We start from the raw sequence: 13,780 nt of genomic DNA on the forward strand, positions 1-13,780 counted from the left end.
TCAACCGTTGTTGTTAGCAATATGAAGAAAATATCAATCAGGTTTTCCAAAATGCTGGTGTGAATAATACCAGCAAGGTGAAAATCTCTAGGCGCCCAAATAACATAGCCACAATCAAAACCCACTTACTAAAGTCATTTATATCAGCAAAGTTTGCCGCAACCTGCCCTAAACCAGGACCAAGGTTATTCAAACATGCCGCAACCGCAGTAAATGCTGAAGATTCGTCCATTCCTGCCGCTAATAGCAATAGCATACAAATAACAAAAACAGCCGCATAAGCTGAAAAGAAGCCCCAAATGGCTTCTACAACCCTATTGGGTAAAGCTTTTTTACCTAACTTAATGGTAAACACCGCTTTCGGGTGTACTAACTTATTTAATTCACGTACACCTTGTAAATAAAGCAGTAACACCCGGATAACTTTCATGCCACCACCGGTACTACCTGCACAACCACCAATAAAACTAGAGAAAATCAGTAAAATAGGTAATAACGTCGGCCAGTTAGAAAATGTCACTTCGCCTGAAGATGTTGCCGCAAAGCCTGCTGTAGTACTAATTGACACAGCATGGAAAAGCGCCTGTTCGAAATTATCAAAACCTGATTGGTAAACATTAAAGCTCGTCAGCACAATAAAGCACACTAAAATGAGTACTAATTGAATACTCAAAAATGCTTTAAATTCTGAATCATAAAAATAGCTACGTAACGAACGACTATTAACCACCGCAAAATGCAGCGCAAAGTTTACGCCAGCAACCAGTAAGAAAAACACACAAATAAAGTTAATTAAAGGGCTATCAAAATAGCCCATGCTTAAATCATGTGTTGAGAAACCACCAATAGCGATAGTAGAAAATGAGTGACAAATAGCGTCAAATAAATTCATTCCCGCTGCCCAATAACTCATCGCGCAGGCAATGGTTAATGTCACATAGATTAACCATAAATGCTTCGCGGTATCAGCAATGCGTGGGGTCATTTTTGAATCTTTCACAGGACCAGGAGTTTCAGCACGGTATAACTGCATGCCACCGATACCCAACATAGGTAAAATAGCCACCGCCAATACAATAATCCCCATACCACCTAACCATTGCAGTTGCTGGCGATACCAAAGCACCGCGTGTGGTAGGCCGTCAATCTTGGTTAATATGGTTGCGCCGGTGGTGGTGAGGCCAGAAAAAGCTTCAAAGAAGGCATCAGCAACGGAAAGGTTAGGCTGATCTAATAACAAGAATGGCACCGCGGAAAAGCTCGCCAAAACAGCCCAAAAAAGTACGACAATTAAAAAGCCTTCTCGCGCTCTTAAATCACTTTTTTCGGCACGGTAAGGATACCAAAAGAGCAAACCAGCAACTAAACAAAAAATAAATGACATTAAAAATGAGACACCACCACCATCTCGATAGAGCAGAGATATAAAAGCAGGCGGCAGCATAGTTACGCTCAGTAAAGCGACTAATAACCCTAGTATTCGGATGATATTTTTAAATTGCACAGTAGTATATTATTGCTTGTTAGTTATAGGTTGAAGCGTTAACTGCCCAGCAGACATTGTTTGTATTTGCTGTTGGAAAAGATCAAGTTTTTCATCAGGTAATGCGAGAGTAAGAACCACGTTTTCATTGTAGTCTTGCTGGATAATTTCACCACCAATTTGACCAATAAAATACAAAACATCATTCACTTGTGTATATTGACACGCTAGTGTTTTGCGTACCATAGGAATTTTCAGTTTTGTCGGTAAAATCGCCAATGCTTGCTTTACACTACCACCATAAGCTCGTTGCAATCCGCCGGGTCCAAGCTTGGTTCCCCCAAAATATCGCACAACAACGGCACAAATTTCACCGATATTACTGCCCATCAACATCGTTAGCATAGGCTTACCAGCCGTGCCTGATGGCTCGCCATCATCAGAAAAGCCATATAATTGGCTGTTCTCAGGTCGACCGGCAATAAAAGCATAACAGTGGTGGTTAGCCTGTGGATGCAGTACTTGTAAGCTTTTAATAAAAGCTTTAGCTTCTGCTGCACTAGCACAAGGTTGAAGGTAGCAAATAAAGCGGCTGCGCGTGACTATTGTTTCATCAACAATCTCTTGTGCCGCTATTTGGTATGGTTTAGACACTTATATAACTTAGTTTAAGTCAAAATCACGCGTCATATTTTCATTGTGTGATTGGTGCACAATAATATTATCTTCTATTCTGATACCGCCAAATGGACGCATAGCATCAACTTCCTGCCAATTCACCATTTTGCCATGAGCAGATTGCTTCAAATCAGCAAGTAATGAGTCGATAAAGTATAAACCCGGCTCAACAGTAAAAACCTGATTAGTTTCGATTACACGCGAGGCACGTAAAAAAGCATGGGCTTCTGGACTATTAACATGAGTGCCACGTTCGTCTGCCATAAAACCGCCAACATCATGAACTTGTAAACCTAGATGATGCCCTAAGCCATGTGGGAAGAAGGTCGAAATAATGCCAGTTTCCACAGCCGTGTCTACATCAACATTGATATAGTTAAACTCTTTTAAGACCTTACCAATTTCGCGATATGTTGCAATATGTAGATCAACATAACTAAGCCCAGGTTTTAAAGCATCGACGGCATTTAGCATTAAACTATCCATGCGAGCAATTAACTCAGCAAAGCGATCACGTTTAAAAGAGTAAGTACGTGTGATATCTGATGCATAACCATTAAAATTAGCGCCTGCATCAAGCAAAAAAGAACGGTGGGCTTGTGGTACACCACGATCTAAAGCGGTGTAATGTAAAATTGCCGTGTTTTCATTTAGCGCAACAATATTACCGTAGGGTGTTTCGCTTTCAACATGCTGTGTAGCTTTTAAATATGCGTGCTGAATATCATATTCTGAGGCACCATCAAAAAAGGCAGCCTTTGCTGCTTTATGTCCCTTAACCGCAATGGCACTAGAACGGCGCATACATTCTTGTTCGTATGAGGTTTTATAGGCACGATGGAAGTGGAGATAGTTAATCAACGGCTCAGGATTAATATGCTCAAACCCTAATGCTTTAGCGACTTCAATATGTGCACCAATATAAGCAAAGGCTTTTTTATCATAAGGTAGTAACTTATCGACTTCACTCGCTTTAGCTAAAATCTTAATATCGAAAAAATCATTCCAATAATCATCCGCTAAGCCAATAACTTTATGCCAAAAATCAACCGGCTGATAATAAATTAATGTTGGTTTATCTGTGCCATTTACTAGTAACCAGCAATTGGCAACATCAACTAAGGGCAGCCAAGCTTTAAAGTGAGGGTTAACACGAAATGGATAGCTGTTATCGTCTAAGAACGCTTTAATTTCTTGACCAGAATGAATAACTAAACCTTCAAGATTTTCTCTCTTCAATACGGCTTTAGTGCGTTTTTGTAACTCAGCAACGTGAGCTGGGTATTGGCTTGCTAGTATATTCATCTGGTAACTCTCTAAATTTCTTTGATTTTAATTATACCGTGTTTAACGCAATATTATAATGCTTAGCTCGATGCTACTCGTTTATGTTCATCGCGATAATTTGGTCAAATAAAGACCCTGTCTGCCCTACTTTGTGTTGATAAATTTGCTGATAAGCTAAAACACTTTTAACGTATTCTCGGGTTTCTTTAAACGGTATTGTTTCTATCCAAACGTCTGCTGGTAAAGGCTCTGCGTCTTTTAACCAACTTTTTACTCGATAAGGTCCTGCGTTATATGCTGCAGTAGCTAGCACCTGATTACCGTCATGTTTGTCGAGTAAGTCCCGTAAATATTTCGTGCCTAATTTGATATTATTTTTAGCTTTAAATAAATATTGATTAGAGACTTTTTTACGAGCAAGTTGTTTTGCCGTACCTGGCATTATTTGCATTAAGCCTTTAGCACCTGCTGGCGAGTTCGCATCAGACATAAACGAGCTTTCACGTCGCGCAATGGCAAACGCCCATGCCGGATTAATTTTTTCATTACCTGAATAGTGTTTAATGTCGGTTTCAAAACCAAGCGGAAAACGTAAATTTACATCATTAAGATAACCAACTTTCGCTAAGGTAAAGATTGCTCGGTCAAACCATTGCATTTCATTAGCGACTTTAGAGGCGACTAACTTTTCGCGTTTGTTTAATTTTGACAGCCAGTAATTCCACTCTAAGCGAGCGTGATGAAACCGGCCAATGGCAAAAAGTTCAAACGCTCTTTTTGCTTCCGGACTTTTAACAATCAAAGCTTTTTCATCAGCACTGACAACAAGTGGCATATTTTGAAAATTAGAGGCTTTATTTAAGTAACTAGCGGCTAAAAAACCATAGTAATGCCGACTTTGCGCAAGTTCATTTAACAGCTTAGTCCCTTGTACTAGATCATCGGTAGCCAATAAACTTCTGCTATACCAATAACGCCACTGTAAACTCTGCTGCACTGTTTTTGGTAATTTTAATAGCTTATCTTTTATGTGCTGCCAATTTTGATCACGCAGCGCATCGGTTATATACCATTGCGTTAAGTTACTACTGAATAAATTTTCATCAACTTGCTCTAGCCAATTAGCAGCATCAGCATGGTTTTTACTGGCTAACGCCAAGGCGAACTTAAGGGTAATTTGTTGCTGTTGTTGCTTAGTAAAGGGCAATAGCGATTTCGCTAAAGCATAAGTATCAAGTGCTTGTTCAGGTGAGCGCCATATAAGACGCTTTAATCCATAAGTGACTATCTCAGCTTCACGTTCTGTTTTATGACTAAATCTAGACAATTTACTGATGTATGCAGGATCGCGACGTACCTTATGCCATAGCTTAGCCATAGCCTGCTCATTTTCAGGTAATAACTTAGTTAAATATGGGATTAAGCTATGCTTGCCTCCATCAGCCGATAAAACAATACGTTGCCAAATCATATCATTGGTACGGTAACCCGCTTGTTGCCATTTTTTAAACAAGGGATCACATACTTTAGGTTGTGACTTACCCACCATCCAAAGCGAGCTAACTTTCGGTAAAACTCTCGTTGGCGCTACACCGGTTTGCAATTCAAAACTATAATATTGGCACGTTAGCTCGACATTGCTCGTTGGTTTGAAAAAAGTCTGGAAAAGTACTGGCTTATTGCGCTTGGCTAGATAAGTTAACCATTTTTTTCTTAATGGCCAATCAAGCGGTGTACCTTCATATTTTGTTAGGAAGTCACTGATCTCAGACGCCGAAGACAACTTCATTTTGGCCATTAAGCGCTTTTGATCTAAATAAGGTTGTAGCGGGTAATAGTGCAGTTGGTTATATAAATTTTGATACGTGGCAGAGCTATCGTTCCAAATTTGCTTTTCGGCTTGCAGAAAAGTCTTTCGCTGTAGGCTTTCATCATTTGCAAATGTTGAAGTACTAGCAAATAGACTAGCTAATATGATGGTTTTGATAAATCGGAAGCAACCTGACGGCATTTGATGACCTTGGAAAAATAACTGTAGATCAATTATTCACTCCTTACATCACAAAGCAAGTCTATTCAGCACAATTATTGGCTTAATTGCCGATATTTTGTCTTGATATTATTAAGCTCAGGCTAAAAACAACTTATTAATGAAATAAGCAAAGTAAATTTATAGTTGCGTCATTTTAAATAGGCTTTAAAATTGCCGCCAAATACTATTTTCTAACTAGGCTCAGCAAAGTATGACCGATAGCCCTTTCTTTAACACAGACCACAAATTAGATGCTATTGGGCTTCGCTGCCCTGAACCTGTGATGATGTTACGTCTACAAATTCGTAAAATGGCTTTAGGTGAAACCCTACTGGTAATTGCAGACGACCCTTCTACTGCAAGAGATATTCCTAGTTTTTGTCGCTTTATGGAACATCAGCTTATTGAACAGCAAGTAGATCAATTGCCTTTTCAATATATTATTAAAAAAGGGTTGTGATAAAAACTTGTTTAATTAGTATTTGTCTAGAGCTCAAAGCTAACTTCCTTATCTATTTATGAAAAGTAGTCGTTAATTGTCATTCAAACATTCCCTAAAACATCATTTAAAATCTAGACATGAAATTCGATTTCGAATGAAATTGGACTAGCTAACGGTTTTATTATCTAAAAATAAAAATTTTGTTAACTATAAGGCATGTTATAAATTTTAATATCAGTAACTTGATAAACGTATTTAATATTTACGGTAATGGTAGGTATGATTTATTCGAATTGACACTGTCTCTAGAAATGATATTTGACAAATGAATAAGCACATTTCGTTTCATACAGTATTAATATTTGTGAAAGCGTTGCAATTATAAGAGTGACTAGCTCGCTCAATATTCTAAGCGGACTAGTCTCCAAAATATCAATTAATGCTAGTTGCTATTTTTATGTCTGTGCAGATGGTTTCATTAATATTAAATACTTTCTGCGAATAGTTATTACCATAAACTTGAATGACATAGGTTTGCCCTGCAGTTGCTGCAAATTCTATTCTGCTTCCGCTGTTACTATACAGAATAACAATGCCCGGAATATCATTACCATTTTCCTTAATCACAATAGAATAAAAGTGGAAGTCCCCTTTTATATCAACTGCCTTATCTATGTTTATAACATACGTTACATCATTCAAGGCTGTAAACTTAGCATGCCTAATCGTACCAGGGCGGTATTGGTTGTTGGGTGCAAACCCGCCATTGAAACAAAGAGTACTAATATCATTTAACGCCATTGACTGGTATATGGGTAAGTATGTTTCGCTTGGTAACAGGTCGTTGTTATAAGCATACATTTTAAATTGATCATCTACGTCTGTGCGATTTGTACCCCACATATCTGTTGCTGAAAAGGCGAGTTTTTCCTCCAGATTACTTATTTCTGCATTGAAATCAGGATATAACACTTTTAGTTCAGTGGACAAACTATAAAGAGATAACAACGCGGGTTGAGTGGAAATGTTGTTCAAAGCATGCAATAGGCCTTGTGGGCCTATTTCTTTATAGAGGTTAATCGTGCGTTCTGTACTTGGCCTATCAGAAAGGAAAGAAAGCATGTATAAAGCTACCGATGAATGTTCGTACGGAGAAATAACTTTATACCTCTGATAGTTGTATTCCCTACCATTTAGGTCAGTGCTGCTCGATACACTATCAAATCGATACGTTTCTTTCGCGATTTCATAGATAGGTTCAATTTCCAAATTAGAATCATATGCCTTGTTGTTCGCAACTTTAAGGTTCCAGTCATCAAGCACAGCTGCAGGGATTGCTACTGCTGCGAATCCTTCCGAAAAAGCTGTAGAAAAATTAACGATATGCCCTACTGAATATCCACCTCCCCGAGTGTCTCCACGATCCAAAACCTTAATTTCAAAGAAGTGAGTGAAAAGGTGAATAATAACTTGCTCGCTATATGGCGCAGATATAGAAAGGTAACCCTCATCAACTGCATTAAAAAAATTCTCGAGCACAAGGTCATCCCAATCATCCATAGTCCAGGTTATGTTCAGTGGGGATAGTGGTTCGTTAAATTCAACCCCGAAAGACTCTAAATAACGTAGCCCCTTAAACACACTATCTAAAATTGCAAATGGCTGTGCGTCAACCTTTCCTACTTCAAATTTTTTGTCGACTCCATTCCAACCTCCGGAAAGAAGTACGTCCTGATAATGTCTTTTATCTACGTATTGAAACTGCTCTGTTGCATAAATATAGCTTGTTTGATTTTCTATATTAACATCCGTCGATGGGTCTTTAACAGAAATGGAAAAGCCATTGTTAAATTTACCGTCAGGTTCAAGTTGAGAAACCACCTCGATTGAATACCATTTGTCTTTATCACTTTCTAGCAAGGAAAATAAGTAATTCCCGCTATCATCGGTTATTGTGGTTGACAGAGTATTATTCTCAAAATCTTTAAGGTTAACAACAATTGCCCTAGCTGGATGATTTTCTGAATTATCTGGATCTAAACCGAATAAAGTTGAAGTTTCACTTTCTTTGCGTTCCCAGTATTTTATTCTCTCAAAAGTAATTTGTCCTGAAACTCCAGGAGCTATATTTAACACTTTAATACTGATTGAATCTGATGCCGTATCCCCGTCACTATCAGTTACCGTTAAGCTAAAAGTCAACACTTCAGTCTCATTGTTCTCAGGTGCTATAAATGAGCTTGAAACCTTATCTGTACTTGTTAAACTAACTTCAGAACCTGATGTCTGTGCCCAGCTATATTTTATAATTGTGCCATCTGTATCTGTAGCAGTTCCTGCTAAAGTAACACTAGTACTTTCATCCACCGTCAAGTCTTCGCCTGCGTTTACTATTGGGGGATTATTAACTTTAGTAACAATAACAGAAATGACATCACTGGAACTTGCTCCACCATTGTCAGTAGCCGTTAACATGAAAGTTAATGTTTCATTTTCATTTATATCTGGGGCTATAAACGATGTTGAAGCCTTATTTTTAGTTGTTAAACTAACTTCCGTTCCTGATGCTTGAATCCAGGTATATGTTGCTATTGAGCCATCTGTATCTGTAGCTGTTCCAGCTAATGTAACACTTGTGTTTTCAGCAACATTTACATCTTCACCTGCATTTACTATCGGGGCCTTATTAATATTGATAACACTAACAGAAATGGTATCGCTGCTACTTGCTCCATCGTTATCAATAGCTGTAAAAGTGAAAGTTAACGTTTCACTTTCATTGATATCAGGGGCTATAAACGAGGTTAAAGCCGTATCTGCACTTGTTAAACTAACTTCGGTTCCTGATGTTTGAATCCAGCTGTATGTTGCTATTGAACCGTCAGTATCTATAGCAGTTCCAGCTAACGTAACATTAGTATTTTCATCCTTTGTTAAGTCTCCACCTGCGTTTACTATCGGTGACTTATTTGGAGTGGTGTCCGTTGGAGTTGAACCACCTCCTCCGCATGCAGATAAAAATAGCGTGAATATAACTTGTGAAAAAAACTTTAAATTACATTTTTTCAAGTAACTTACTCCTAATGTACTTAATGTACTACAGCAAATTACTGCAATAATGAAATATCCGCGATTGCAAAGAAGCTATTACGAATTTCGTTTAGTAACGTCAACCGATTAGTTTTAACTTGCTCATCATCAGCCATCACATTATCGAAAAAGCAGTAGCAAGATCTTTTTCTGCAGTTTCAGTTGCTAAATCAAGATTGAACGCTGTAAAAAGCTCACCTTTAAATTTAACAAGTATATTACCTACCCGCTTATTTGCAGCTTCTGCTAAGTTTTTAAAATGTGTTACAGCGTGAATACGCTTATTAAAATCTAGGGGAGTTGAAGGCGCATTAGCTAAAATGGCTTGAATAACATCAACACTAATTTTTTGATCTAGGTAATAAGCACGGTAGCGACCCAATACAAAATCTAGAACTTGTTTACTCACCTCTCTATTTGTTAGTTTATCTTGATAAAGCTCGACACTTTTCCCCACCAACTCAGCAATATCTAAATTAAGGTCTTTCTCAATAATTATACGAATTAAACCAATTGTAGCACGTCTTAAAGCAAACGGATCTTTATCACCTTTAGGTGCTTGGCTAATTCTAAATATCCCATCTAAAGTATCAACCTTATCAGCGATGGCTAAGGCAGAGCCTATTGATTGCTCTGGTAATGCATATCAGCGAAACGAGGGCGATATTGATCTTCAAGCGCTTGTGCTACTGCTGCAGGTTCACCATCATGCTGGGCGTAGTATTTACCCATAGTACCTTGAACTTGTGGGAACTCGAGTACCATGTCTGACATCAAACCTGCTTTACTCAACAAACCTGCTCGCTGTGCCATTACGGTATCATCCCCGATTTTACCAGCAACAAATTCACTCAAACCTGCAATACGCTCAGACTTAACGTTCACTGTGCCTAGCTGTTTTTGAAACAAAACTGTTTCTAAGCTTTCCAATTTTTACTCAAGCGATTGTTTTTTATCAATTTTAAAGGAAGACTCTGCATCTGCTAATCTAGGACGTATTACCTTCTCATTTCCCTTGATAACTTGATTAGGGTCTTTGCTTTCAATGTATGATACAAATATCCATTTATTCAACAAGTTACCTTCGATATCTGTCACTGGAAAGTACTTTTGATGATCTTTCATTGAATAAATAAACGGCTCTGCCGGTACATTGATAAAACTTCGTCGAAGCTACTCACTAACACTACTGGCCATTCTACTATCGAGGTTACCTCTTCTAGTAATTCATCATCGGGAACTGCGGGGTCAGGTTCTTTGAAATGTCCGCAATGTCGGATCTCCTATCATAAGCATGACGGAAGTAAAGGTCTGCTTTTGGCTCAGCCTGTGTGAAGCTTTGATTTTATCACTCTAAGTTTCCGCTTAGCGCATTTAAATCTAGTGATTCCAGCTTCCGCACTAGGCTCAGAGTAGACCTTAGGATTACCGAGTTGCTAACTATAAAGCGCTTAAAGTGATCATTAATCTGTGCCCTATTTCTTTTTGGTTAGAGAACTTTCAAAATATCCCTAATTTGTAAGAGTATTAACTTTTGTACAATCTCTGTAGCCATATAGATTTGCCATATTTTACGCTGTCAGCTAAAGATCAAAAAGGGAATGCCTTAGCATTCCCTTTTTAGTTTTTAACGCGTTACATTATTACTGCAACAATGAAATATCTGCGATAGCAAAGAAGCTATTACGAATTTCGTTTAGTAACGTCAGTCGATTAGTTTTAACTTGTTCGTCATCTGCCATTACCATGACATTATCAAAAAAGTTATCAATGGGTTGCTTCAACGCTGATAGTTCAGTTAATGCGCCTTGATAGTCTTTTGCGGCCATTAATGGTGTTATTTTGGCTTTTACACCTGAAAATGCAGACGCTAATTCTGTTTCTGCAGTTTCTAATGCTAATTCTTGATTAAACGACTCAAACAATTCGCCTTTAAATTTAACTAGAATATTACCGACACGTTTATTAGCGGCTGCTAATGTCGCTGCTTCTGCTAAAGTTTTAAAGTGCGTTACCGCGTGAATACGCTTATTAAAATCTAATGGCGCTGATGGTGCATTCGCTAAAACAGCTTGTATAACATCAACACTAATATTTTGATCTTGATAATAAGCTCGGTAGCGCCCAAAAACAAAATCTAGCACTTGTTTAGCTACGTCTTGGTTCGTTAGCTTGTCTTGATAAAGCTCAACACTTTTCGCTACTAAATCAGCAATATCTAAATTTAGGTCTTTCTCTATTATAATACGAAGTAAACCAATAGCCGCTCGGCGCAAAGCAAATGGGTCTTTATCACCCTTAGGCGCTTGGTTAATACCGAAGATACCGACTAAGGTATCTACTTTATCAGCAATCGCTACAGCGCAACCTATGGTTTGTTCTGGCAGTGTGTCACCAGCGAAACGTGGACGATACTGATCTTCAAGTGCTTGTGCAACGGCAGCGGGTTCGCCATCATGTTGCGCATAATATTTACCCATGGTGCCTTGCACTTGTGGAAACTCAAGTACCATATCTGACATTAAATCAGTTTTACTGAGTAAACCGGCGCGATATGCCATAGCTGTATCGTCGCCAATTACATTGGCAACAAATTCACTTAAGCTAGCAATGCGTTCAGACTTAGCTTTTACAGTTCCCAGTTGTTTTTGGAACAAAACAGACTCTAAACTTTCTAATCTTGATTCAAGTGATTGTTTTTTATCTGTTTTAAAGAAAAATTCAGCATCAGCTAAACGTGGACGAATGACCTTCTCGTTTCCCTTGATAACTTGGCTTGGGTCTTTACTGTCTATATTTGACACAAAGATGAATTTATTCAACAAGTTACCTTCAGCATCTGTCACTGGAAAGTATTTTTGATGATCTTTCATCGAATAAATTAATGGCTCTGCTGGTACATTCAAAAACTCTTCATCGAAGCTACCTGTTAAGACTACTGGCCATTCAACTAATGAAGTAACTTCTTCTAATAACTCATCATCAGGTAAAACGATACCGCCAATTTCTGTTGCTGCTGCATTAATTTGTTGTTGAATAGTATCTTTACGAGCTTGGTAGTCAACTACAACATGTGCAGCTTTTAAGGCACTTTCATAATCATTCGCATGACTTAATGCCACAACACCATGATGATGAAAACGATGACCGGTTACTAAGTTGTTCGAACGAATATTTAACGATTCACCTGGAATGATACTCGAACCATACATTAAAGTTAATGTATGTACCGGGCGAATAAATTGAGTTCTACCTGAGCCCCAACGCATAGGTTTAGGTACAGGTAATTTTGCAATGGCATTGTTCACCATAGTAGGAATTAGCTGTTCAACGTGCTTGCCTTGCTCAATAGTTTTATACAGTAGCCATTCACCTTTATCTGTAACTAAACGTTCCGCTTCTGCAACCGTAATACCATTTGAGCGCGCCCAGCCTTCTGCAGCTTTACTCGCGTTACCTTCAGCGTCAAATGCTACGTTTATCGCTGGTCCACGCTTCTCTATCGCTTTGTCAGCCTGGTTAGCTATTAAGTTATCAACCTTTACCGCTAAACGTCTTGGCGTTGCATACCAATGGATATCAGAATAAGTAAGTTTAGCATCGTCCAACTGCAACTTAATTTGATCGAAGAATGTCGTTGCTAAGGTTCTTAATGATTTCGGTGGTAACTCTTCAGTACCCAGTTCAATCAGCAGTGTTTCTGTAGTCATTATGATTGTTCCTTAGTCGTGTTACCGTTTGCTGAATTGTTTTTACAAAGCGGAAATCCAAGTTCTTCACGTTTTGCATAATAAGCTTGTGCACAAGCTTTAGATAACGTTCTGACACGCAATATGTAACGTTGGCGTTCAGTTACAGATATTGCATGACGAGCATCAAGTAAGTTAAAAGCATGAGAGGCTTTCATCACTTGCTCGTAAGCCGGCAATGCTAAGCCAGCTTCAATCAATTTTTCACTGTCTTTTTCACACTGGTCAAAAGTTTTAAATAATGCGTCAACGTCAGCATGTTCAAAGTTGTAAGTTGATTGTTCAACTTCATTTTGATGAAATACATCCCCATAAAGTACTTTACCCATTGGACCATCGGTCCATACAAGATCATAAATACTGTCTACGTTTTGTATATACATAGCTAGGCGTTCTAAGCCGTAAGTAATTTCACCAGTAACCGGAGCACACTCTAGACCGCCAACTTGTTGAAAGTAAGTAAATTGCGAAACTTCCATACCATTTAACCAAATCTCCCAGCCTAAACCCCAAGCACCTAAAGTTGGTGACTCCCAGTTGTCTTCAACAAATCGAATATCGTGAACAAGTGGATCAATACCCATTTCTTTTAACGAATCAAGGTATAGCTCTTGGATATTATCTGGTGACGGTTTTAGCATTACTTGGAATTGATAGTAGTGTTGTAATCTATTTGGGTTTTCACCATAGCGACCATCGGTTGGACGGCGACATGGTTGCACATAAGCACTACTCATTGGCTCAGGACCAATAGAACGCAAAAATGTCATCGGGTGAAATGTGCCTGCCCCTACTTCTAAATCTAATGGCTGAACTATGACACAGCCCTGGCGCGACCAATAATCTTGCAATTGCAATATTAGTCCTTGAAAGGTCTTTACATTAAAGGTACTCATAACATTCCGAATCTATGGTTATAGTGTATTAAATAAGGCTAATTATACCGTTTGTCGCTTTATTAGCCTAGTGTCCTTGCTTAGATGTTTTGAATTTATTTACTCAAAAATACAAGGTTAGAA

8 protein-coding genes and 1 pseudogene are annotated in these 13,780 nt (G+C 38.5%); 1 reads left to right on the forward strand and 8 read right to left on the reverse strand.

Annotated elements, in window-relative coordinates; all coding sequences use genetic code 11:
* Positions 1-37: 37 nt before the first annotated feature.
* From B5D82_RS08065 to B5D82_RS08080, 4 genes are all read right to left on the reverse strand, one after another.
* Complete coding sequence (locus B5D82_RS08065; RefSeq protein WP_081150611.1) at positions 38-1,504, reverse strand: TrkH family potassium uptake protein; 1,467 nt, start codon at positions 1,502-1,504, stop codon at positions 38-40.
* 9 nt (positions 1,505-1,513) lie between these two features.
* Complete coding sequence (locus B5D82_RS08070; protein WP_081150613.1) at positions 1,514-2,137, reverse strand: YigZ family protein; 624 nt, start codon at positions 2,135-2,137, stop codon at positions 1,514-1,516.
* A 9-nt stretch (positions 2,138-2,146) separates the two neighbouring features.
* Positions 2,147-3,466, reverse strand: a complete 1,320-nt coding sequence (gene pepQ, locus B5D82_RS08075) for a Xaa-Pro dipeptidase (RefSeq protein ID WP_081150615.1) — start codon at positions 3,464-3,466, stop codon at positions 2,147-2,149.
* A 73-nt stretch (positions 3,467-3,539) separates the two neighbouring features.
* A complete protein-coding gene (locus B5D82_RS08080; protein WP_081150617.1) occupies positions 3,540-5,459 on the reverse strand; it encodes a transglycosylase SLT domain-containing protein in 1,920 nt (639 codons plus the stop codon).
* A 232-nt stretch (positions 5,460-5,691) separates the two neighbouring features.
* On the opposite strand from B5D82_RS08080, the gene tusA reads away from it, so the two are divergent.
* Positions 5,692-5,940, forward strand: coding sequence for a sulfurtransferase TusA (gene tusA, locus B5D82_RS08085; protein ID WP_081150619.1), 249 nt, complete (start codon positions 5,692-5,694; stop codon positions 5,938-5,940).
* Between the two features lie 414 nt (positions 5,941-6,354).
* Here the strand turns inward: tusA and B5D82_RS08090 are convergent, their stop codons facing one another.
* The 4 genes and pseudogenes from B5D82_RS08090 to glyQ form a co-directional block, all read right to left on the reverse strand.
* Entirely contained in the window at positions 6,355-8,991 is a 2,637-nt protein-coding gene (locus B5D82_RS08090; RefSeq protein ID WP_081150621.1) for a PKD domain-containing protein, read from the reverse strand.
* 38 nt (positions 8,992-9,029) lie between these two features.
* Positions 9,030-10,247 (reverse strand): annotated as a pseudogene (gene glyS, locus B5D82_RS08095) (glycine--tRNA ligase subunit beta); the annotation flags it as partial.
* A 408-nt stretch (positions 10,248-10,655) separates the two neighbouring features.
* Positions 10,656-12,722 (reverse strand): glycine--tRNA ligase subunit beta, encoded by a 2,067-nt coding sequence (glyS, locus tag B5D82_RS08100; protein ID WP_081150623.1) that lies wholly within the window; start codon positions 12,720-12,722, stop codon positions 10,656-10,658.
* Positions 12,722-13,657 carry a glycine--tRNA ligase subunit alpha gene (gene glyQ, locus B5D82_RS08105; RefSeq protein ID WP_081150625.1) on the reverse strand — a complete coding sequence of 312 codons (936 nt, stop codon included), beginning with the start codon at positions 13,655-13,657 and terminating at the stop codon, positions 12,722-12,724. The genes glyS (B5D82_RS08100) and glyQ overlap by 1 nt, the downstream gene beginning before the upstream one ends.
* Positions 13,658-13,780 lie beyond the last annotated feature (123 nt).

The sequence above is a fragment of the Cognaticolwellia beringensis genome, from assembly GCF_002076895.1.
Lineage (GTDB): Bacteria > Pseudomonadota > Gammaproteobacteria > Enterobacterales > Alteromonadaceae > Cognaticolwellia > Cognaticolwellia beringensis.